We start from the raw sequence: 23,217 nt of genomic DNA on the forward strand, positions 1-23,217 counted from the left end.
TGCGCCCCCTGCGGGCCCGTGTGAAACGGGCCGAGCAGGAGCTCAATATTTTAAAAAAGCCTTGGTCATCTTCGGCCAGCCGACTCGGTGAGTACCTACCAGCACATTGCCTAGCAAGCTGCCCACGTGCCCATGCGCCAGCTCTGCCCCGTGCTGCGCGTGGCCCCGGCCGCCTACGCGTGGCAGCACCGTCGGCAGGTGCTGGCGGTCGAGCCAGCGTGGCAATTGGCCGTGCGCGAGGCGTTTACCTGTCACATTCAGCGCTACGGCACGCGGCGACTGCGAGCCGAAGTGCAGGCCCAGGGCCACGCCGTGGGCCGTTGGCGCATCCGTCGCGTGCTGAAAGCGCACGGCCTGCGAGCCCAGCAACCCCGTTCGTTTGTGCCCCGCACCACCGATTCCGACCCGGCCGTGCGCGCCGCGCCTAACCGCCTGCTCGGCCAGCCGGCCCCCACCGCCCCCAACCGGGTCTGGGTGGGCGACATCACCTACCTGACCCGCCAGGGCGGCGGCTGGCTGTACCTGGCCGTCTGGCTCGACCGCTGTTCCCGCAAGATTGTCGGCTGGGACGTGCGCGACACCATGCCCGAAGACTTGTTCAGCGAGGCGCTGCGCCGCGCCCTAGTAGTGCGCCGGCCCCCATCTGGGCTGGTCATCCACTCCGACCAAGGCAGCCAGTACACGGCCACCCGCTTCAAAGACTTGGTCGCCCACCACGGCGCGCTGCAAAGAATGAGCCGGCGCGGCAACTGCTATGACAACGCCCACGCCGAATCGTTTTGGAGCCGCTTCAAGGCCGAACTGCTTGACGGCGGTCGCTTCCCCGGACTGGCCGAGGCCAAGCTCGAAATCAGCCACCACATCGCCTATCACAACGCCGAACGGCGGCATTCTGCGCTCGGCTATCTTGCTCCCAATCAATTCGAAACCCAACTCAAAACAACGTCCCAGTTCTGTATGGCTTAATTAGACCACCTCAGTTTCGAAGATTGGCTTGATGATCTTCCGTGGGGGACTGAATTCTACTTCTAGTTGGATTGTGGGGATTCGGCGCTATCATGCACTTCGCAGGATTAATCAAGTGGAAGCATATAAGTCTTACTGTGCGTAGCTTACTCGACATTCTACCAAACCTACATTTCGATGGAAAGCCATTTGCCCACTTCTACCAGACTTGACCTTGTCGCGGAGCTTGAAACATTTAAGATCAATCGTATTGAATTTGCAGAGCTTTTAGAAGGTGCTTTTTCCCAAGTACCAAATAGTGATCTTATCGATTTGAAATTGCTTGAAATTTTAAATCTTGTTTTTTCTACAAAAGATGATCTGATATCAGGCAGGGAAATACTTAATATAGTTGAGCAAACTGAAAGCAAAGCAGCCATCTCGCTTGCAAAGAGAGCGATACTTGCAGGCATTTTACTCCGCTTATCTAGAAGCGAGGATACTTCAGCGACTGACCTGAGAAGCATTTGGCCCATGCTTTATAGTGCAATTAATGAAGACAGTGAGTTGCCACTCATTGCGTCTTTAGGGTCTCAAGGTTTTTTGTCTATACCCTTTTACTTTAAAGGAAAGGGAAGTGACATTTCTTCAATATTACGGCTCCATTTTTGGCATAAGTCCATGTTCAAGGATTTGGAAGGGAATCATGTACAATCATCCATCCACTCACATAGATTCCATGCAACAAGCTGGATTTTGAAAGGGCACATCACAGACTACTCCTACAAAGTCAGTGTAGCCGACCATGAAACAGATTACTGTTTTTTTGATCTTAAATGGGAGACATCAACATCAGCCAGATTAGATGAGAACAAGTCTTTTATCAAGAACAATGGAATCTTTGCAGACCTTGGAAATCAAATTGTTCACACCTGCCAAGAGGGACAATCTTACGAAATTGATTGCGGAGTATTTCATTCTTCTTATGTAGAATTTCCTCAAGAAGACAGTCTCTTGTCTACTTTATTTCTTTTTGATGCACAGAAAGGCATCATCAAAAGTGGAGGAGTCGTAGGCCCTGCAAATATTGAAAGGGAAGAAAGAATAAGACATCCCTTCACAGATAAAGAGACATATCAACTCATTGGAAGTCTCAATGAATTAATAAAATACGACAATGACTAACATATCTCCTACGAACCAACAAAAGCTTCTGGTTATGGACTGGGCTAGAAAAGTCCACACGCTTGAATATGCTCACAGGTATGAATCAAAGGATAACGAAAGTCGAAACGGCTTTTGGGGAAACACTGCCACAATAATATCGGCTGTAGTTGCAGGGATAGTTGGCCTGTCAATTGCGGACAATAGCGAATGGAAAACTGTGAGTACCGGTATTTCAGTAGTTGGATCTATGTTGGTAGCTAGAATCACGGGAATACAGACCAATACCAAGCCCTCAGAAGCAGCCGAGAAACACAGATACAGTTCTTCCAGCTATGAAGAATTACGGCATAGAATTGAGCAATTGTTGGTGAATCATGTTGTAACTGCTGATTATGTCATGTCTCAATTACCAATCCTTGAGCGGGACTTTGAAAAGCTTCGACAAAATACTCCGAACGTAACAGATGAAAATTTCAAAAAAGGTAAGGATACGGTTACAAAACTTGGCACATATCCTCCTGCAATGAGGTTTGATCCGATACCTTAGATTAAAGCTCTAGTAAGCAAAAAGCCCCATACTATCCAGTATGGGGCTTTCCTGTGTTAGATGTGTACGCTTCCCTATTGAAGAAGCCACCTAGCACTATAGTCTTCAATAAAGAGCGAAACAATCTCATTTTACATCTTGTAAACGAGCATTTATACAATTGAACACTTGCTTCACAGGGGAAAGCAGGCTAAAATTTCTTTCTCATCAGTGAAGCATTCTGTTTCTCCACAAAAGCGCCCTTTCGGCAGATAGCGCAAGTGGGTAAACGTCTCTAAAATGCTCTGCTCCCAATCATAAATGGCCGCCACGTTGGTACTCTTGTAGGAAGCAATCAACTCGTAAGAATAACGTCCTAGGCTTCGCTTGCAATTGTAGCGCGCATGTACCGAGTGAAAAGTGATGCCAATTTTGTAAAACACTTCTGCGCTATCAAAAACCTTAAGCAGGTATAAGATAGCCTCTCGGCCTTCAGCTAGTTCCACCCAACTGCGCCGGCGCTGTGCGTCAATGAGCTCCAATCCGCATTGTGGGCACCCACTGCCTTGCAGGTGAATAACGGGCCTTTGGTCAAAGACGCCGTGGGCGGGGCAAATGATGGTAACCTTGAGGTTCGTGGCCTTATAGGCCACCAGGGAGTAGTCGTAGCAGTTCCCGTGCACGGTTCGTGATTTCTGAACGAAGCTTTCGGTAGTATCTTTTCTCGCAATACGGGCTTGTGCATGTGCGCACTGGCGACATCCAATACCTTGCAAGTGGCTGTGAGCCGCCTGTTCGAATAAGCCATGGGTTGAGCAGATAATGCGGACCTTTTGCAAGCACCCAGCATACGCAACCTGGCGGTAATCATAGCGGTCGCCGTGAACAGCCTTGGCCTTGGCGATGAAGCCCGTGGTGGTCATTTTCCGAGCCTGCTGTCTACGCCGCTCAGCGCAAACTTGACAACCACTTCCAAGCAAATGCTCGAAGGGGCGCTGGGAAAATAGCCCGTGTTCGGCACAGCCAATGAGAACGGGGATTCGGTTGCCGCGGTAAATGACGCGGGCATAATCGTAGCGCTCCCCATGCTCTGCGCGTGCTTTGGCAATGAACTGTTCGTTGGTGTGGGTCGTCCCCGCCCTCCGTAAAGCAATGGCGCATCGAGGACAGCCTTTTCCGGATAAATGGTTGGATGGTTCTTGCCTAAAAGGGCCATGTTCCCGGCAACCAATCTCAACCTTCACTTGACTACCCATATAAACGACCTGGGCGTAGTCATACCTCCCGCCATGGACGGTTAGTGCCTTGGCGATGAATTGAGTCGCCGTTTTTTTTGGTTGCCCCACGGTGATTAAATGTCTATTCCCGGTTTGAGAAAAAAGGTGCCAGCAGGCAGGGCTGCCAGGATGGGCTCAACAGCTGAGTAACACTCTGTATAGCCTGAAAAAGGAGCGGCGGGAGTGTACGAAATGGCTATGAATCCACGATGGATACGTTGTTCCAAATCCCAGATATAGCCGGCGTTGTAGCTACTAAAACGGGCGATTGACCGCCATCTGTACACGGTCTTCAGCTTGGAAAACCGGTGGGACAATTGATAGGTAATCCCCACTTTATAAAAGGCTTCACCCGCCGTGTACACGCGCACCACATACAGCACGGCCTTCCGCCCGCGCTGCTGCGCAATCCAAGCCGCCCGGCTCATTGAGGAGATGGGTTATCGGACCCTGCATTAGGGTAGGGTATAGGCGCATCTCCCTTAGCCTGCTTCCGCTTCGCCACCTGCACCAACGCCTTATCCCTAACCCGAATCTCCCGGCTCTCCCGCCAGTCCAAGTCAAGCCGCTCCATTTCTCTCTTCAACTGCAGTAGCCGCTCACGCAGTGCTTCCCTACACACATCCACCGCCTGGGAGCAAACCTCTTTACCAACCCCAATCGTCACGCTCCGCGTCAGGGTGTGGAAGGAAATGCCGACCATCCCCTCCAGCTCCATTTCCGCCAGCAAACCTTGCTGCCGCTTTACTGCCCGCCGGGCACACTTCACCCGCTTCAGTTGCTTCTTGTACATCACCAGTTCCTCCCGCTTAACCGCGAACCAGGTCCGCGTAGGTGAGAGACATCGCCGGACTAAAAACTTCCGCCACCCGCAAATCCAGTAAACAAGCCGGCTGGTCATCCAGCCAGGGCGGCAAGGCCAACTGCTGCAATAAAACGGCTGCCTTTTCACTAGTCAGCCGGTTCAGCCCCACCAGCACCCGCGTCTGCTGCGCCCGCGTCACATGGGGCTGCTGCAACAGACGAAGCAGGAGGGTCTTTTGCTCACAAGTCGCGTAGCAAATAGGGGAGGGGGCTTGTGTTTCCACTGCCATCATGCGGTCAGAATCCGCCCCCATTTCCCTTGCTCTCGCCCGCCGCGCAAGCTCCCTACGCGTATTGACGAACCAACGCGTCAAACGAAAAACGTCCTCGCATTCATGAATGGAATGGTTCGCCCGCAGCTGCTCTTCTTCGCTGAGCAAGGCGTTGCCAAAGGTGAGGGCCGTGAGCGCAGCGCGCAGGCCCGCGACGGGAGAAGCTGCCGCGCCAACGGCCGCTTGCCCAGAGGGTAAGGTGGTGTACATTTGTACTACGTATAGGATTGAGAAATTTTCCTCAGTTCGGGAGGGGTCGGCCGCGCCAACGGCCGGCCCCTCTTTTTTTGCCCCGAGGTGGGTGTTACTCCCGTTTGGAATACGGGACAAACGTAAAACACACAATCAACTAATCCGAGCTAATTGTCTAATATAATTAGCACGTAATGAACAAATTACACACGCCCAATATGCCCCACCGCTACCTCTTATTCCTCTTACTTCTCTCCCTACCCATCCACGCGCAAACCCGGCTCGACCCGGCCTTCCAGCCCGTGGAAGTCTACGCCCCCGCGCAGCTCAACCGGGCCCTGGAGCTAGTCAGCGGCGCCCGAGTCTGCTGGGGAACCATCGAGCGGGCCGAGGGCCGGCCCGTACGCCAGCTGGTGCGCTATAAACCGACCGGTGTGCCAGACACGGTGTTCAACAATAACATCCAAGCCCAGACCTGGAACGTGGTGCGTTTCGCCGCCGCCCCCGGCGACAAGCTCGTGCTGGACGTATTCGACCCGGCCCAGCGCCGGGTGTTGCGCCTAAACGCGGACGGCACCCAAGACAGCGGCTTCACCCCCCTTGTCCTGACGGGCAACGAGTACTCGGCCGCCTTGCTGGTGCAGGCCGACGGGAAAGTGCTCGTCGGCGGGTTTTTGCTCCAGGGCGGAAACCTGCGGCGGTTAAACGCGGACGGCACCCCCGACGCCTCGTTCCAGGCCGCAGGGCTGGCCGGCGGCGTGGTGGACTTGCTGGCCCTGGACAACAGCGGACGAATATTGGTGGCCGGCACGTTTACCACGGTGCAGGGCGTGGCCCGACCTCAACTGGCCCGGCTCCTCACAACGGGCGCACTCGACCCCTCCTTTGCCCCGGCGCTCCCCGCCGCCGCCCGCCTCTTCACCCTGGCCGTGCAACCGGACAATGCCGTGCTGGTGGCCTCGCCGCGTACGCCTTTGATGGGCACGCACGACTTTATTCGCTTCACGGCCAGCGGCGCGGCGGACCCTACCTTCCTGCCCCAGCCCGAGGCCACGCCCCTGGCTACGGCCTACCCGAACGTGGAGGTGCAGCCGGACGGGCGGGTGCTGGTCGCTACTGGGATCTCGGGCCAGGGGTTCAGCTACGTGGCGCGGCTCTTGTCCACGGGGGCACGGGACGCGAGCTTTGCCGTGGCCGATTTTGGGGACCTGAACCTGAGTCCGTACAGCCTGCAACTGCTTTCGTCGGGCCAGGTGCTGGTGGCCGGCGTGCCCCGGCATTTTTCCGCGTCCACGGACCTGCCCACCGGCGTGGCCGTGTTGTCGAGCACGGGGGCTTATGTATCCGCGTTTAACCCTGCCTTGCGGCAGACGGGTTCGGTCCTGGCCCTGGAGTTGCAACCGGATGGGCGCCTGCTCATCGCTGGCTCGTTTTGTGAAATCAATAATCAGCCGGCCCGCAACCTGGCCCGGCTGGAGGCCAACGGGGCGTTGGACCAGCAATTTACCGCCAGCAGCACGCTCACGGGCGGGCCCGGCGAGTACGCCACCAGCCTAGCGCTGCAGGCCGACGGCAAGGTGGTGGTCGGCGGGGGCTTCGGCGTGGCCGGAGGCCTGCCCCGGCAGGCGTTGGCCCGTTTTTTACCCACGGGCCAGCCCGACGCGGCGTATGCCCCGCCAATGCAAACGACCCCGTATGCCTACAGCATCATTCAGCGCCTGGCCCTGCAGCCCGACGGACAGGTGCTGGCGGCGGGCAATGTTGCCTTGACGGGCAACCGGTTCCGCAGCTTTTCCCGCTTCGAGCCCGTCACGGGCGGCCTGGACCCCGCTTTCCAGCCCGTTACCTCGGGCGCGCCCGGGGCCGTGCTCGTGCAGCCCAACGGCGCCATCGTGGTGGTGGGCACCACGCCCACGCCAAGCGGCGCGGCCACCGTGGCCCAGCTGCTGCCCTCGGGCGCGCTGGACCCGTCCTTCGCCCCGGTGTTGCCGCCGAGCGGCTTTTCCTTCACCTCGGGCCTGGCCCGCTACCCCGACGGCCGCCTGCTGGTGTACGGGTACGGCAGCACGTCGGTGGCGCCGCTGCAGCGCCTGCTGCCCAACGGCCAGCCCGACCCCAGCCCGGTGGTGGGCAACGCCCTGCGCGGGTCCATCACCTGCCTGACGATTCAGCCCAACGAGCGCCTGCTGGCGGGCGGCTTGTTTGAAACCGGCAGCGGGCCAAACGCCTACGAGCAGCTGGCCCGCCTGCAGCCCGACGGCAGCCTGGACCCGACGCTGGACCGAACGCTGGGCCCGGCCGTGCGCTCGTACATCACGGGTTACACCACCAGCTTACAAGTCATCCGGGTGCAGCCCAACGGGGCCCTGCTGCTCGGCGGTTCATTCCTGCAGGTCGGGGGCCAGGTTCGTCGCTGCGTTGCCCGCCTGCTAGGGGGCAATGTGCTTGGGGATAAAAGCCAGGCTACACAATCTTTAAATCTGCAGGTATGGCCCGTGCCGGTACGCGATGTGCTTCACTTAACACTTAGCTCCTCCGCGCGGCGGGCGCAGCTGCTCGACCCGGTCGGCAGGGTGGTAAGAAGCCAAGAGCATCCCCCGCGGGAAGCCACTTTTTCCACCGCGGGCTTGCCCGCCGGGACTTACCTGCTGCGCGTCGATTCCGATGCCGGACCGCTTATGCGCCGCGTGGTGGTGGAATGAGAAGGGATTTAGGCCGGTGCCCGTTAAGGCAGGATTTAAGAGTTTAAGCCCAAAGGATGCCCTTTGCCCCCAGACCGGGCGACTCTGCTCTACCATTTCACCGCCTAGCCCAACAATTAACTTTACTACGGCCAATGCCCACCCCGTCCGTGATATACTAAACTACATGCAACACCCTTTACCCCATTCCCTACCAAGTAAAGCCCTTACCACCCCCCGCTGGCTAAAAACAATAATCCCTCTTCTACTCCTAATCCCAGCGCTAGCCCAGGCGCAGGCCCCGACGTGGCAGCTGGCCGAAGCCGTCGGCCAGTTGAATGGCAGCGGGAGCGCCATAATAAGAGCGCTGGCCCTCAACGCGGCCGGCGACGTGTTCGTGACGGGCTCCTTTAGCCGGGAAGCAACGTTTGGCGCTACCACGCTGACCAGCGCGGGCGGCACCGACGTCTTCGTGGCCAAATACGTGCCGGGTACCCATACCTGGGCCTGGGCGGTGGCAGGGGGTGGCTGGGACTTTGACCGGGGCGCCGCTATTGCCGTGAGTGGCACGGCGGTATACGTCACGGGTTCGTTTAACAATTCGCTTAGCAACACAACCGGCGCCCAGTTTGGCGGCCTGGCCCTGCCCGGGGCCAGCACCGACTACGTGTACGGCGACATCTTCCTGGCCAAGTATACCGACGCCAACACCTCTGCCCAATTCAACTGGGCCGTGGCCGCGGGCGGGACCCAGGGGGATTACGCCGCGGGTATTGCCCTGAGCGGGAGCAGCATCTACCTCACCGGCGCCTTGAGCAACAACATGGCGAACGCCAACCGGGTGCAGTTTAGCGGCACGACCGTGAACGGGGCCAGCACCACTACTAGTCAGGACTTATTTCTAGCCAAGTATACAGACATAAACAACTCACCTATCTTCAACTGGGCGGTGACCGGGGGCGGGACCCGCGATGATGCCGGCACCAGCCTGGCGGTAAGCGGAACTAGCCTGTATATCACAGGCTCGCTCACCAATTCGCGCACAAATGCCAACCAGGCCCGATTTGGGGGACAATCCTTGAACGGGGGCAGTAGCAGCGATTTATACCCGGATATGCTCTTAGTCAAGTACACCGATGTAAATACCTCCGCCCAATTCAACTGGGGCACGGTCGGTGGAGGTACTTTCGTCGACCAAGGCAATAGCCTGGCCGTGAACGGGACGAGCATCTACCTGACCGGCGCGTTTAGTAATTCCACGACTAACGGGAACCAGGTCGATTTTAGTGGCACCCCCCTAAACGGGATGTACACCAACGGCTTTTATCAAGACATCTTCCTAGCCAAGTACACGGACCTGGGCACGGCACCTAATTTAAATTGGGTCACGGCAGCCGGGGGCTCGGGCGACGACCAAGGCTATGGCCTAGCGGTGGAAGGCCCCCGCCTCTTCATCACCGGGCGCTTTTCCAATTCCAGCACCAACGTCAACCAGGTAACGTTTGGCAATATGCCTTTAAACGGCGTTTACGCGACGAGTAGCAGCGAACTGTTCGTGGCCCAGTACACCGACGCGGGAACGGCCCCCAACATCAATTGGGCCGTAGCGGGCGGCGGGGCTTTCGACGAGCGGGGCTACGCGGTGGGACGCAACGCGGCTGGGGTATATGTGGTGGGGCAGGTGGGTGTGCCCGCCACCTTCGGCAGCTACGCGTTGCCAGGGGTGAATAGCCAGACGGGCCTGCTGGCCCGGCTAGGGGGCGGGGTGCTGCCCACGCGTCTTTCATCTCCCAATTCCGAATTCGCCCTCTACCCCAACCCCGCGCGGGGGCAGGTTACTATTGAACTAGGCAATGCCGCCGCCCCCACCGAATTAATCCTGCTGGATGCACTCGGCCAGGTGGTGCGCCACGTCACTATCGGAGGAGCATCATACGTCTTAAAAACTGGTGCCCTAGCCCCGGGCGTGTACACCCTGCATTGGGTGGAGCGCGGGCAGGCCCTTACGAAGCGCTTGATGCTGGAGTAGCGAAGAGGAATACCCGCTTGGAACGGGACGGACTATGGAACCCCTGCTTTGCCCAAGCCAAGTAGGGGTTCCAGCAACCGGTGAGTATCAGCCTTGCTCTATGAACAGTTCGGGGATGCCACCATCAGTGGCTACCTGAGCAGCACCTAAGTGGCGGCGTGGACTAAGCCCGGCAACTGGATTGAGCATTTAGCGCAGGTGCCGACCGAAGAATTAATTGCCCTCTACCAGGACCCTCAGGAGTTGCCGTCGCTGCACTTGGACACCATCGGCGCGGTGTTGGGGTAGGGGAGGGATAAGGCATCGTATCGCAGTGAGTCGTGTCGGGGCTCGCGAAAGTTGCTTGTTACGAGGCACCCATCCTGTTCAAAAAATGACCTTGTTAGCTGAATGTAATCAAATTATCTTATCTGTCATATCTTGACTTTTCAAAAAAGCATTATACCTTTCCGCTACTTTCCTCCGCACTCCACACTTTCCTCGCATACCTGACCGGTAGGGTGAATCCAGGTCAGAAACTAACTGGTTCGGGTACCGCACGTTGCGGCTAATTCAGTACGTGACGGCTTATTGCCGTTGCTATCAGTCAGATTCTACCTATGATGCACCGTTACTGGTTCCGCTTTGCGTGCGCGTGCGCCGCCATTTTTGGCTTTCCGTTAGCCGTTGCTGCCAATCAAGTCCCCGACGGGATTGAGTTGCAGGCCCTTCGCCAGTTCTACACGGACACCAATGGGTCCGGATGGCTGGATAATTCCAATTGGCTGCAGGGCACTACGCTCGCTGACGTTGCAACCTGGACGGGGGTGACGGTAACCAATGGCGACGTTACAGGGTTAGCGCTGAGCCAAAATCAACTCATCGGCCCGGTATCAACTGCTTTAGGGCAGCTCACCGCGCTGCAGTCCCTCGACTTATCCGGCAATCAGCTGACCGGGGGGGTTCCAGTAGCCCTGGGTCAACTCAATCAGTTACAGTCCTTAAACTTATCGGACAATCAACTCAGCGGGGGGTTGCCGGGTGCTATCGGGCAGATTACCTCCCTGCAGTTTCTGGTGCTTTCGTATAACCAGTTCAGCCGGGGGCTGCCCACGGAGCTAGGCCAACTGCTGGCTCTGCAAACGCTGGACGTAAAGGGGAATCAATTTACTGGGGGATTGCCAACCGCGTTGGGGCAATTAGTCAATCTGCAGTACCTCGATGTTTCCGATAACCGCTTGACCGGGACGTTGCCCGCCGTCATTGGGCAGTGGAGTGGCCTTACGTATCTGGATTGTTCCAGCAACCAGTTCGGCGGGACACTACCAGTTGAATTGACGCAACTGGTGAATTTGCAACTGCTTAGGATATCGTATAACCATTTCAATACATCGTTGCCTGCCCAACTGGGCCAACTGACCAACCTGTATTACTTGGACGCGGCATCTAATCAACTGTCGGGGGGGCTGCCCACTAGCATGGGGCAGCTCACGGCGCTTCGGTACGTTTACCTGGACAACAACCAATTCAATGGTGACCTGCCTCCCGGCGTGAGTCAGTGGGCCAATGTTGTGGAGTTGGTGTTATCGAACAATCAGTTTACGGGGGTGTTGCCAACGACTATGGGGCAGTGGGCTGATTTGTCCTACGTGCAACTGAATAATAATCACTTCACCGGGGACGTGCCGGCGGGCCTAAACCAACTGGCCAATTTGCAATACTTGTTGTTGAACACCAACGAATTCAGTTCCATCCCTGACTTTAGTGGCAATACAGCTCTTGCGTTAGAAGTCGCGAATAATCAATTAGAATTTGGGACGCTGGAACCTGAATTTACCGGCGTGGACCAGTATAACTTCCCGGATTTTCAGTATAGCGGCCAAGTATTGCCTATTGCTGAGCAAGCGGTTGCTGCGACGGTTGGTCAACCATTTAGCTTGCCCAGCGCGATTGGAGGCCTCCAGTCGCACTACCAATGGCAGCGCAAGCCGGGAGTTGGTGCCTGGCAGAATCTGCCTGCTGCGACAACGGCCACCTTGCAAGTATCCAGTGCCACAGCGCTCGATGCCGGATTGTACCGTTGCGTCGTCGTTAATGATTGGATTACGGGTATGACGCTGTATTCGCAGCCCCAGCGGGTTACGGTATCCAAACAACTGCCTCCTTCCGACCCCAGCGATGATTTGAACCGTAACTGGACTTTTTCGCGCACTTATGACCTGGCGGGTACCGTCACCAGCGAGAGCAAACAGTTTTCGGACGCCATGGGCCGTCCCACGCAGAGTCAAGCGAAAAACTTGGCCGAGCATCACGTTTTCGCGACGCAAACAATAAACAATACTGGCGGTGTGGCAGTACTCGCCACCCTGCCAGCTCCAACGAACAACCAGGAATTCAAGTACAAGACGGACTTTGTAACGGCCACGACGAGGATTTTTGGCATCGCCGTGAGGCGCGACTATACGGCGGCAAACTTTGAGAAGCCAACTGGCAACGGCAACTTCCCGGACCCACTGGATGAAACTTCCCCCGGCACCTTGGGCTACTACTACAGCAGCAACAACACCTGGGAGCCGGCCACGGCTGCTACGCACACCCCCTTTAGTATTGCCGAGCCCATGCCCGGGCCGCTGGGCGGTATGCGCCGGGCGGCTGGTCCGGGCGACGAGCTGCGGCTAGGGTCGGGCCATGAATTACGAAGCCGCGAGTTCCCGCTGCTTAACGAAATGGACCACTATAGCCGGCTGCGGGCCCGCTTCGTGCCGGGCAGCGCCACGCCTAGCCTGCGGGCACAGGGCATCAAGTCCGTGAGCATCAGCACCAATGGCATTGAATCCATTGCTTTCACTAACCGCGAGGGCCAACCATTGGCCAGTTGCCTGAGCGGGGACCAGTACCCAGCCAGCACTTTAACGGGTGTGCTGGACTTCGACCCGGGCAACGCTGCGGGGAATCCGCTCTATCAGGATATCCACCTGCCCGCTTCGGCCACGTCCTCCGCCGTGACGGTCACCGACAACAGCAACGCAGGAGCAAGCCAGTTCGTGGTTATCGATTTGTCACAAAATCCGGTAGTCGAAACGGCCTACACCGGAACCCAGCAGCTGAACCTGATGCCGGGCTTTTACCGTTTGCAGGTTACGCAGGGCCTCATCAGCTTCTCCTATCAGGTCCATTACGGCAATTTCAGCTACGTTTTCTACGACGATGCTGGCCGCGCTGTGTCCAGCATTGCTCCCAAGGGCATGGCCGAACTGTTGCCGGCCGGGCTTGACACCGGCGTTGATGCCGTGCCCAACTTCGTTACGCGCAATATTTTTGATACCTCGGGCCGAGTCCTTAGCACGACGTCGCCGGACGATGGCACAACCCAGTATGTATACACCCGCGACGGTCGCATCCGCTTCTCGCAAAGCGCGCTGCAAGCCCAGGGCAGCGGGGGAACAACGCCGCGCTTTTCCTATTCCAACTACGACCGCCTGGGCCGAATGGTGGAATCAGGCGAATACACCCAGGCCGCGGGCGTAGGCCAAGGCGTGGTGTTTGAGAATATGCTCACGGGAACACCCGCAGCCAACAGTACGCTCGAACCCGCTTTGCTGGAAGACCGAACTCCTACCGGAGGCTTGGATTTATCCCGCTGCGCCCAGCGGAGCCAGGTTTGGTACGACGTGGCACAACCCGACGCAGCCCTCGGCAGCCGGCAACAAGACTTTGTGCTGGGAGCGGTGGCTAAAACCAGCAACGGCACTGCCACGACCTGGTACAGCTACAACGACCTGGGCCAGTTGGTCTGGCTGGTGCAGCAGGCCCCCGTGGTAGGGGTAAAAACGGTGGACTATGCGTACGATGCCGCTGGTAACGTAACAAAGGTATCCTACCAGCAAGGGCAACCCGATGCCTTTTACCACCACTACACCTACGACGCGAACCAGCGGTTAGAAACCGTGTCCACCAGCACCGACGGCGCGACGCTGTTGCTGCAGGCGCGCTACTTTTATTACCTGCATGGCCCGCTAAAACGCATAGAAACGGCTGACAACCTGCAAGGTACCGACTACACGTATACGGTGCAGGGGTGGCTGAAAAGTATTAACGGAGCCAACCGCAGCCTTACTGGCGACAGTCCGGGGGGCAATGGTTTTGCGAAAGATTTGTTTGGGCTGACGCTTGACTACTTTAGCGGCGACTACCGCAGTGGCCAAGCATCGGTGGCCACGCCCACTATTGCTGCCGCTCCGGCCCCGCGCTATGACGGTACCGTACGGTCGGCAGCGTGGTTCACGGCCGCTAATCCGATGACGCGCCAGCACGTGTATGTCTATGATGCAAAAGGGCAATTAAAGCAAGCCGGTTTCGGGCAGTTGCTGCCCGGCAGCACGCCCACTGCCCCGGGCACCTTCGTGGTGCCGATACCGCACGCCAACGAAGAGGGGAACCTGGACTATGACCTAAACGGCAACCTGAATACCCTGCGCCGATACGATGGCGCCGGTGCGACCACGGATGACTTTACCTATCAATACACGGCCGGCACCAACAAACTAGCGGCGGTGAACAACCCGGCTGGGGCGGCGGTGCTCGACTACGACTATGACGCCAACGGGCAGATGACCCGCCAGCGTGACGAGCACGGCCAGCGCTACCTCAGCTACAGCGTAGCGGGCAAGGTAACGGGAATTTATAACGACCTGGCCCACCAGCGGCCGCTGGCCCTGTTTACCTACGACGACCGGGGACTCCGGGCTAGCAAGGCCAGCTACGACCCGGCCACGTTCCTGCTCAAACGCACAACGTATTCGGTATACGATGCTGCCGGTCACGTGCTGAGCACCTATGTACAGGAGGCTGCCGTAGCCGGCGGCGCATTGCAACGCAGCGAGGTGCCCCTGTACGGTGCCAGCCGGTTGGGGATGCTCACCCGCCTCGACGACGGCAGCCTCGACTACCGCTACGAGTTAAACGACCAGTTGGGCAATGCTCGTGTTATATACCACAAGCCCACTACTACGACTGCCCTGGCTACCATGGAGCCAGGGAACGCTAACCAGGAAGAGCAGGACTTCAGCAACGTAGCCACTACCCGTTTTACTGCGCCAGGCCATGGCAGTAGCGCATCGGTGGCCCGGCTGGGCTTGACCGCCGGGTTAAGCACGGGCCCAAGCAAGACGCTTACCGTCGAACGTGGCGACACGGTTACTTTCACGGCATATGCTTGGCTAACGGCCGCCGTAGCGGCGCGTACGGCAAAGCCGGACAACCCAGTCACGCGCATTATTCCGCTGGTTGGATTAACAGCCCCGCTAAACTCCTTTGCTTTTCGGATGCCTTCCATGAGCACGGAAAGCAATCAGGCGACCGGCTTCTCCTCCCTCACGCGGCTAAGCGTGGGGGCGGGCCTGATAGTGGGGGGCGGTAAGATGTTCCGTGCACCCGAAACCCAGCAGCGCACAACCGGGGGGTATGGCAATGCCCAACTCCATTACATCGTGCGCGACCAAAACGGAACGGTCATGCTTGAGGACTACCAGAGCGCCGCACCAGGCAATGCCGGCACTTGGCAGCAGTTGCAGGTAGGCCTGCGCCTGCAGCAGGGCGGCAGCGTGGAACTGCGCGTAGAAACGGATGGACAGGTGGGACCAGACGTCTACTTCGACGACATTCAGGTGGACCACACGGCCAACACCATCGTGCAGGAGCAACATACTTATGCGTATGGCGCACCAATGGCAGGGCTCAATTACGTGGTTGGCAGCAAAAATTATCGGCACGGCTACCAGGGGCAATTCGCTGAGAAGGACGAGGAAACGGGCTGGGACGATTTTGAGTTGCGGATGTATGATTCGCGCATTGGGCGATGGGCTGCACCCGACCCGGAAGGACAGTTCGATTCGCCCTATGTAGGAATGGGTAACAATCCTGTATCTGGCCTAGACCCGGACGGAGGATGGGTCCCCAGTTTAGCAGGAGCAGTAACTGGGTCTATTATAGGTGGACTAGTAGGTGGTACAATTGCCGAAGGCAACAAACCTGGGAGCTTCTTAAAAGGCGCTGCCATTGGAGCAGCTATTGGACTTGTAGCAGGCGGTGTTCTGGGAGGTATAGGAGATGACGGAACATGGCATACTGCAACTAAATGGGATAATTTCAGAAACTCTGTTTTCGGAGAAGGAACGAAGTTTAGCTCCGATGCGCAAGGGTTATTTAAAAGAGGAACCCAATCAACATTTACAGGAGTATTGCAAAAAGATTTTTTTCAGCAATTTTCTTCAGGAGGCATTTTGAATACTGGCCTTCAAGTTGCAATACCGGCTTCAAAATATATGAAAGAAGGTTCTTTCTCGAATACCCTTGGCAAAATTAATGTCTCTCTAGATTTGTATAGAGGAGGAACGCTTATTGACCATACAAGTGGCATAAGTTTTTTGCCAAAATTTTTTCCTAGCAATGGAAAAGGTTTCAATGCATTTAGCCCCGTCAATTTAAATGGAACAGCTTTGCAAATGAATACTTCTGGCAATACCAACTCTGCGCAAAATTCAGCAAATGATAATACAGCAGCGCTCGGTACAGCTAGAAATATTAGAGTGTTAATTAAAGTTCGTAAGATGCCGTACGGGCAAATAAACAACTCATGGAAAAGACTCTGATAATACTGGCCTTTTTAGCCACGAATATTAGCCTCGCTATATGCCAGCCCTTAATAGCAAACGGCAGTTTTGAGTCATTGTATAATTGTCCAAAATACGTTGGTGATATCGATTTGGCTCGCAACTGGCACAATGGCGGATTCACACCGGATATATTCAGCTCATGCACAAACAATCAGGAAAATGGCCTGAACGTTCCTAATAATTATGCGGGTTCGAAATCCCCGATTAGCGGAAATTGCTACGCAGGCATCGTTTTATACACGACGCAGAGTAATTTGTCTAAAAAGCAAAGTTACGAGGTCAGCGAGTCTATCTGGGCGCAACTCGCTATGCCAATTTCTCCGAGGAAAACCTATAAATTGAGCTTCTGGGTGGCTTTGGCCGATTCTTCTACATTTTTCAGCAAATACGTTACCGTCACATTTAGTGAACAACCATTCGCTAAGCCATTTGAGAGAATGAGTAGCGGTATAGCCATTCAAGTATTGACCTTACCAATTGAGGACAAAAAGAATTCGTCAAACGGTTGGATACAGGTTGCAATGACTTTTACGCCTGATAAAGTCTGGAAATACTTTTCAATAGGCTTAGACCGAAGCGTATTTAACTATGAACAATACGAATATTCAACCAGCAAATACAAATTAAAAAACAATGCAAACGGGCAATGCTATTACTATATAGATGAAATAAATCTTTGTGAAACAGAGAATAAATGACCTACAGCACGATGTTGTCACTCAAAATGGTAGCTCTGTTCCTGATGATGTGGCCATTTAATTTTCAAACAGTACCTAAAACTGAAATCACTTGTGTATGGCATTCAAGCAGTATGCCTAATAGCCAAGCATCTTGTGTGCTTTTACTGTCGAAAAACAACCAGGAAATCGAAAATCAATTCATAACTAACAGCTCACTCTACGCTCGTGCGCTTCAGTACCTCAACTATGATATTGCCGGAGACGTCTATCTATGTATCCCCGGGCGGACCGATTCCGTCGCGGCTATTGCCGCCAGCTATCCCCGCCAGTATGGGAACACTGGTCACAGTTCAGTATTACTTGTATTCCCCGTGCCCAGTAGCCAATTACGTGACGGATGCCACATCACTTTTCGGGGAGATAAGTTCGAAACAGGTACGCGCCGCTTTTTCTTCACCGATCAAGATATGAAACAGGCCCGCAGGGGCCGCGCCCCGTTACCAAATAGTCCTTTCACCTTTCACCTTTTGTTGTCTCGCCTGTATGCTTCGTAACGCTACCTTACGCCGCGCTGTCGCCAGCTTTTTTTTGCTGGAAATAACTGGTTCTCTTGCTGCCCCTAGCCTAAGCTACGCCTTGATGGGGCCTGGGCAAGCGGAGTTCACCAGCTATGAGTCTCCGGCCTCGGCCGACATGGTTAACTTGAGCACTGGTGACCTCACCTACAATGTGCCCGTGCTGGAGGTGCCAGGGCCGGAAACGACGTTCTCACTGCCCCTCACCTACCGTGCCGGCATTCGCCCGGAACAAGAAGCCTCCTGGGTGGGCCTGGGCTGGGGCATGAATCCCGGAGCTATTGTGCGCAACGTCAACGGCTACCCGGACGATGCCAACGGCGAACTGGCCACCAACTCTTATTCCGACCCCGGCCACCGCGGCTGGTACGGCGGCGTGCCCGGTATTCTTAATCTGGGCTGGGATTCTGAAACGGGGCACTCGGGGTCAGCCAGCTTGTTAGGCTTTGTCAACGCCTCCTGGAGCGGAGGAAAACTGCAGGAAGGCGACGTTATTGGGGTCGGGGCTAGCCGGAGTGAAGGGGCAGGTATTATCAATCCGACGGCGTTCATTTCCACGATGGCTACACTGGCCACCGCAGGTATCGGGGCGCCGCTTTCCGTGGGCGCCAGCGTAGCGCTCCAGGCGGGCACTGCCCTGGCCACGGGGGTTGGCATTGCCGCCTTCGGCAAACAAAGCCCCTCGGGCGGAGGATTTAACCGGCCCACCGTGGTGAAGGAGCACACGTGGTTCCGAACCAACTACTGGGTTTTTGTCAACGACACGACCAAGGAGGCGATGTTTGGTTCGCTTAACTTCGACCAGATGAGCGCCCAAATTGACCCGAATTTTGGCGATTTTGCTAACGCCAACAACTACGGCCCCAATGTGTACGACGGGGTTGCCAATTACCAAAGCGGCCGTTCGCGCAAGGGCTACAAATTTAATTATAGACGCAATTTTGTCAACCAAGGCAATTTTGTAACGGAGACGGCGGCTGACATGCACCAGTTCACCGCGCCCGGGCTGGATTACAAAAACAGTACGCAAGACCCCATCAGCATTGCGCACGACGACTTCACGGTAATGGGGGCCGGGGTTTCCGGCTCCATCCGACCGCAACGCTTAGACGTTGGGAGCTTGGCTTACCCCCGGCAGATGCTGGAGCATCACGATAAATACAGCCTCGTACCCTGGGAACACTACAAGGTTCCGTTCCGCTACGATAATACGGCTTCTAATACCTATACCTACACCAATAATGCAAACCCTGCTGCAACGCCGGCTGGCATTGACGGTACCCACTGGGGAAATTCAGAGCTCGTTATTACCGACCCCAAAATCTATGATGCCACGCAAAATGCGGCTGCGGTTCGCACGGAACCTAATCGGAAGGGACTCACAGACCGCCATTTAGTACAGGGCAAGCAAGTAGATTGGTTCACCAATAAAGAAATTGCCGATGCCTACGACAACACCCCGGTAACATATCCAATTGCTGAGTTTGGTCCGCCAGTAAGGGATACAAAAACGCGGGAAGTGATTGTCGGCTACCATAACACCCGGGTGGACCATCAGATAGTTCACGAGCCTATTTACCAGACGCAGTCAATTACGTCGAATAACTTTTTTCGAAAAATCAGGCCTGAGAACGGTATCGGCGCGTTTGCCGTGACAGCTGAGGACGGTACGACTTATCACTACTCGCTCCCAGTATACCATTTCCGGCAATTTAGCCATACGGAAGAAACGGCCGGCTCCAATAAAGGGGTGGCCGTCAATCGCACAGGAGCTTCTGGTAACGAGGGGTTTAACTATGCTACGGCGTGGCTGCTTACCGCTATTACCAGTCCTGACTACGTGGACCAAGGAACGTTGGGGGTCGTCGACGACCAGGACTTGGGCACGTGGGTGGCGTTTTCCTACGGCAAATTTTCCAACCAGTTCAAGTGGCGCCAGCCGTACGTGGGCACGGAGCACGGACCGGCTTCTCAGAACTCGGCTACTTATCAGGAAGGCGCCAAGGAAACGTACTACCTCAACACCATTCGGACCCGTACGCACACGGCCGTGTTCATCAAAAGTGTCCGCCAGGATGGGCACGGCCACTACACGCTGGGGGCAACCTCCAGCTCGGCATCAATAAGCGCCTCTAACCTGGGCATCGACGAGCGCACGCCCTCTTCCTCCTTGCGGCTTGATGAAATCGTCGTTTTAAGCAACAAAGAATTGCAGGAAATCAAAACCACCACGGGGTTCAGTGAAAACACAAACAACAACGCCGACACGCAGAATGCGACCTTGGGTGGCAACGATTCCTTCGCAAACGTTTTCGACCAAAATGACCTGACTGCGGTCGCGGCCATCCGCTCCACATTAAATCAGAAAGCGCTTAAACGGGTTGTTTTTAACTACAGCTATCGCCTCTGCCCGGGCACCCCGAATTCATTTAGCAGCGCGACTCTGCCGCCCGCACTGGGGGCAACGTATACGGCCCTGAACCGCAAGGGCAAGCTCACGCTTGAAAGCATTGCCACGTACGGTCCCAACAGCGTTAAGCTGATTCCGGATTTCCGCTTTGACTACGGCAACAACCCGGCCTATGCCCCGGACAAATGGGACGGGTTTGGCATGTACGCGAGCACGGGCACGGCAACCTCTCACCGGCCGTCGACCAGCTTTGCGGTTGCTTCCCAGGACGGCGCGGCGTGGTCACTCACCAAAATCACCAACCCACTCGGGGCGGTTACCGACATCGCGTACGAGCGCGACCAATACGCCAGCGTGTCGGAGTACTACAACGGCTCGTACGGGCTTACCGACCAGGGCACGGGGGGGCCAAATGGCCTGTTGATGGGCGACAATTCCCTGGATTTGACGACTATTTATCATGTAGGCCAGGTGATTCATGTCAAGGGACGGTCCTGGGAGAACTATCAAGTCACGGAGACCCCGGTTGACGAAAATGGCAATCCAAATGACCGGCCAAACACTTCTATATCCGAATGCCCGGTGTCGTTTTACAGCGATTACACCATTGTCAGTATAACCCGTAACTCTATTCAGCTTGATTCGCCTCCACCAGCACCCAATTCCTGCCCCGATGGGGTACCACCGGATAATCGATTCTATCATTATTCGGGCGGGGATGCCGGCTATGGAGGGTGCACCGCCTCGATTACTGTACCAATGAACCAAAACGGGGGCGACATCCGGGTGGCTTCCCTCACCACGCGGGATGAAAGCGCCCATGCTTACACAATAAAATACCAATATACCAATAGTAGAACGGCCGGTGGTAACAGCACCGGGGTGATTTCCAAAGAGCCCGAATACATAAAGCAGGGAAACTATAATGTGCCGGACAACTCCGATATTTATATCCTGTTTGACTACCCGGCCACGCCGGTTATGTACGGCCAAACCACCGTATTGCGGGGCAACTTTACTACTCCCACCGATATTGACCAGCGGGAAGAGTACGCGTTCTACACCGCCAACTCCTCGATGGTAACGCCGACCAAAACGATAGTTGACACCCGAACCAACTACTACCCCTATTTGAACGATAGCGGCGACATTCTACTTCGTCAGCTAAGCAACCTGGTTTCCGTTGATATCGGGTTACTGGGACAAGCCAAAAGCATCCGCAAATTCAACCGGCGCGGCACACTGGAGTTCAGCACCGTCTTTAACTACGCCACTGCGCTGCCCAATGCGGACGGCATCGCCAGCCAAGGCACCTACTCGGAGAGTGCGCTAACCTCTGAATTTCTCGACGTCGATAACACAAAGTCCACCGGGGCCTTATACAACGTCAATTGGACAACCAAGCAGTACCTGCCAACCACGCTCTTGGGAACCACTACAACGACCAACAACATTGCGGCGACCACGACGAACCAGGTGTACGATTTTTACACCGGAGCCGTCCTGGAGTCTTCGTTGACCAATTCCATTGGGGACCGTTACCGCACAAAAACAGTCCCCGCCTATACCATTTACGCCGGCATGGGCCCAAAAACGGAGGGCGTGGGAAATCGACACATGCTGACCCAGATGGCGGCCACTTATAGCTTCAAGGAAAACGGGACCGCTACTCCATCCGTGCTGGGGGCAGGCATTCAAACGTGGAACAACGCGTGGACTACCTACCGGCAATACGATGCGGCCAGCGACCGCTACCTGTCCGACCCTGGAGCAAACGTGCCCATCTGGCGCCAGCACCGCACCTACGCTTGGCAATCGCCTCAGCTCCATGCAGATGGAACCTATGCCAATTTTGTGGATTACAACTGGGCACAAACTGCCCAGGCTGCAAACTGGCTCAACGTAGGAGAGGTTACGCTGTATGACCACTATTCGAGGCCGCTTGAATCAAAAGACCTGAACGGGCAATACGCGTCTCTGAAAGTCGGCTATGACAAGAGCCAGGTACTGGCCGCCGCGCAGAACGCCCGCTACACCGAAATTGCGTATTCGGGAGCGGAGGATGTTCAATCGGTAGGGACCGGCACGTCCCATTTTGGGGGTGAAGTGCGGGACGGAGGACGTCAAAGCCCGCTACAGCATCACACGGGGTTATACAGTTCCCTGCTGACCTCAACGGCCCCTTTAGGATTTACCTATAAGGCGTTGGTAGGGAACGCCAATGACCTGAGTACCGACCGTACCTACCGCGCCAGCGTGTGGGTGCACACCAGCGATACGCAAGGCAACGCGCGCTTGTATGTGGCCCTCAACGGTGCGACGGTGAAAGAAGTCAGCAGCACCGACCCCACGACCCGGCGGGCCGGGGGATGGTACCTGCTAAATCTCTATGTGGATTTACCCGCCAGTACTACGGGCCAGCAATTAACAGTCGGGTGCCGCAACGCTGGTTCTGCGGACGTGTATGTTGATGACTTTCGTTTTCATCCTTTGGATGCGCCTCTGAATGCCAGCGTCTACGATGTTGCCACGCGCCAGCCCACCTTCACCCTCAACAACGACAACCTCTACACGCGCTACGAATACGACGCGGCAGGCCGGGTCGTGAAAGTGTACAAGGAGGTGCTTACCCCTGGCAACTCCTCAGCGCCAGCAGAACGGCTGCTCAAAGAGTCGTCCTATAATTACGCCGAGATGCGTACCCCAAACTGGCTGGATGTGGGCACTGAGTGTGCTACAAATGCCGCAGGCCAGCGCACTGGGTACCTAGCACACCGGCTCCGGGATGTTAACACGGCCAGCCCAACATACAACCAAGAACAGGTGGTCGCCACAACGGAGCTGTCGCCTACCTGCCCCTGAGCACAGCGGGGGAGGCCATAAAAGCTTGTTAACTGTCGACGCAACGAAAATTCCTCTCCCCACTTGGTTAGCCGCCTTTGCCAC

Annotated in this window: 13 protein-coding genes; 10 read left to right on the plus strand and 3 right to left on the minus strand. The window is 56.0% G+C overall.

Annotation, left to right across the window (positions count from 1 at the left end):
* Positions 1-132 precede the first annotated feature (132 nt).
* The 3 genes from ACYU7Q_RS00095 to ACYU7Q_RS00105 all read left to right on the plus strand — a co-directional run bounded on the left by ACYU7Q_RS00095 (position 133) and on the right by ACYU7Q_RS00105 (position 2,659).
* On the plus strand, positions 133-966 hold the full coding sequence (locus ACYU7Q_RS00095) for an IS3 family transposase (protein ID WP_460607387.1): 834 nt from the start codon (positions 133-135) through the stop codon (positions 964-966).
* Between the two features lie 177 nt (positions 967-1,143).
* Positions 1,144-2,130, plus strand: coding sequence for a hypothetical protein (locus ACYU7Q_RS00100; RefSeq protein WP_460607388.1), 987 nt, complete (start codon positions 1,144-1,146; stop codon positions 2,128-2,130).
* Positions 2,123-2,659, plus strand: coding sequence for an SLATT domain-containing protein (locus ACYU7Q_RS00105; protein WP_460607389.1), 537 nt, complete (start codon positions 2,123-2,125; stop codon positions 2,657-2,659). Before ACYU7Q_RS00100 ends, ACYU7Q_RS00105 begins: the two co-directional genes overlap by 8 nt.
* A gap of 173 nt (positions 2,660-2,832) precedes the next feature.
* Here the strand turns inward: ACYU7Q_RS00105 and ACYU7Q_RS00110 are convergent, their stop codons facing one another.
* The 3 genes from ACYU7Q_RS00110 to ACYU7Q_RS00120 form a co-directional block, all read right to left on the minus strand.
* A complete protein-coding gene (locus ACYU7Q_RS00110; protein ID WP_460607390.1) occupies positions 2,833-3,984 on the minus strand; it encodes a hypothetical protein in 1,152 nt (383 codons plus the stop codon).
* Positions 3,985-3,989: 5 nt separating this feature from the next.
* The gene (locus tag ACYU7Q_RS00115; RefSeq protein ID WP_460607391.1) at positions 3,990-4,343 is read right to left on the minus strand and encodes a hypothetical protein; all 354 of its coding nucleotides are present in this window, start codon (positions 4,341-4,343) and stop codon (positions 3,990-3,992) included.
* A 381-nt stretch (positions 4,344-4,724) separates the two neighbouring features.
* A complete protein-coding gene (locus ACYU7Q_RS00120) occupies positions 4,725-5,261 on the minus strand; it encodes a hypothetical protein (protein ID WP_460607392.1) in 537 nt (178 codons plus the stop codon).
* A gap of 176 nt (positions 5,262-5,437) precedes the next feature.
* Here ACYU7Q_RS00120 and ACYU7Q_RS00125 point away from each other — a divergent pair, with 176 nt between their 5' ends.
* The 7 genes from ACYU7Q_RS00125 (at position 5,438) to ACYU7Q_RS00155 (ending at position 23,133) form a co-directional block, all read left to right on the plus strand.
* Complete coding sequence (locus ACYU7Q_RS00125; RefSeq protein ID WP_460607394.1) at positions 5,438-7,945, plus strand: hypothetical protein; 2,508 nt, start codon at positions 5,438-5,440, stop codon at positions 7,943-7,945.
* Between the two features lie 166 nt (positions 7,946-8,111).
* Positions 8,112-9,953: a T9SS type A sorting domain-containing protein gene (locus ACYU7Q_RS00130; protein ID WP_460607395.1), complete on the plus strand. Its 1,842-nt coding sequence runs from the start codon at positions 8,112-8,114 to the stop codon at positions 9,951-9,953.
* Between the two features lie 150 nt (positions 9,954-10,103).
* Positions 10,104-10,241 (plus strand): hypothetical protein, encoded by a 138-nt coding sequence (locus ACYU7Q_RS00135; RefSeq protein WP_460607396.1) that lies wholly within the window; start codon positions 10,104-10,106, stop codon positions 10,239-10,241.
* A gap of 311 nt (positions 10,242-10,552) precedes the next feature.
* Complete coding sequence (locus tag ACYU7Q_RS00140) at positions 10,553-16,582, plus strand: RHS repeat-associated core domain-containing protein (RefSeq protein WP_460607397.1); 6,030 nt, start codon at positions 10,553-10,555, stop codon at positions 16,580-16,582.
* Complete coding sequence (locus ACYU7Q_RS00145) at positions 16,567-17,304, plus strand: hypothetical protein (RefSeq protein WP_460607398.1); 738 nt, start codon at positions 16,567-16,569, stop codon at positions 17,302-17,304. The genes ACYU7Q_RS00140 and ACYU7Q_RS00145 overlap by 16 nt, the downstream gene beginning before the upstream one ends.
* Entirely contained in the window at positions 17,301-17,840 is a 540-nt protein-coding gene (locus ACYU7Q_RS00150) for a hypothetical protein (RefSeq protein WP_460607399.1), read from the plus strand. Before ACYU7Q_RS00145 ends, ACYU7Q_RS00150 begins: the two co-directional genes overlap by 4 nt.
* Positions 17,830-23,133 carry an RHS repeat domain-containing protein gene (locus tag ACYU7Q_RS00155; protein ID WP_460607400.1) on the plus strand — a complete coding sequence of 1,768 codons (5,304 nt, stop codon included), beginning with the start codon at positions 17,830-17,832 and terminating at the stop codon, positions 23,131-23,133. The genes ACYU7Q_RS00150 and ACYU7Q_RS00155 overlap by 11 nt, the downstream gene beginning before the upstream one ends.
* The last annotated feature ends 84 nt before the right edge of the window (positions 23,134-23,217 follow it).

It is taken from the genome of Hymenobacter terrigena (assembly GCF_054776515.1).

Bases quoted from the DNA above. Each gene is read 5' to 3' on its own strand.
- ACYU7Q_RS00115 (WP_460607391.1), bottom strand. From the start codon at position 4,343: ATGAGCCGGGCGGCTTGGATTGCGCAGCAGCGCGGGCGGAAGGCCGTG.
- ACYU7Q_RS00095 (WP_460607387.1), top strand. From the start codon at position 133: ATGCGCCAGCTCTGCCCCGTGCTGCGCGTGGCCCCGGCCGCCTACGCG.
- ACYU7Q_RS00155 (WP_460607400.1), top strand. From the start codon at position 17,830: ATGCTTCGTAACGCTACCTTACGCCGCGCTGTCGCCAGCTTTTTTTTG.
- ACYU7Q_RS00130 (WP_460607395.1), top strand. From the start codon at position 8,112: ATGCAACACCCTTTACCCCATTCCCTACCAAGTAAAGCCCTTACCACC.
- ACYU7Q_RS00100 (WP_460607388.1), top strand. From the start codon at position 1,144: ATGGAAAGCCATTTGCCCACTTCTACCAGACTTGACCTTGTCGCGGAG.
- ACYU7Q_RS00140 (WP_460607397.1), top strand. From the start codon at position 10,553: ATGATGCACCGTTACTGGTTCCGCTTTGCGTGCGCGTGCGCCGCCATT.
- ACYU7Q_RS00120 (WP_460607392.1), bottom strand. From the start codon at position 5,261: ATGTACACCACCTTACCCTCTGGGCAAGCGGCCGTTGGCGCGGCAGCT.
- ACYU7Q_RS00150 (WP_460607399.1), top strand. From the start codon at position 17,301: ATGACCTACAGCACGATGTTGTCACTCAAAATGGTAGCTCTGTTCCTG.
- ACYU7Q_RS00145 (WP_460607398.1), top strand. From the start codon at position 16,567: ATGGAAAAGACTCTGATAATACTGGCCTTTTTAGCCACGAATATTAGC.
- ACYU7Q_RS00125 (WP_460607394.1), top strand. From the start codon at position 5,438: ATGAACAAATTACACACGCCCAATATGCCCCACCGCTACCTCTTATTC.
- ACYU7Q_RS00105 (WP_460607389.1), top strand. From the start codon at position 2,123: ATGACTAACATATCTCCTACGAACCAACAAAAGCTTCTGGTTATGGAC.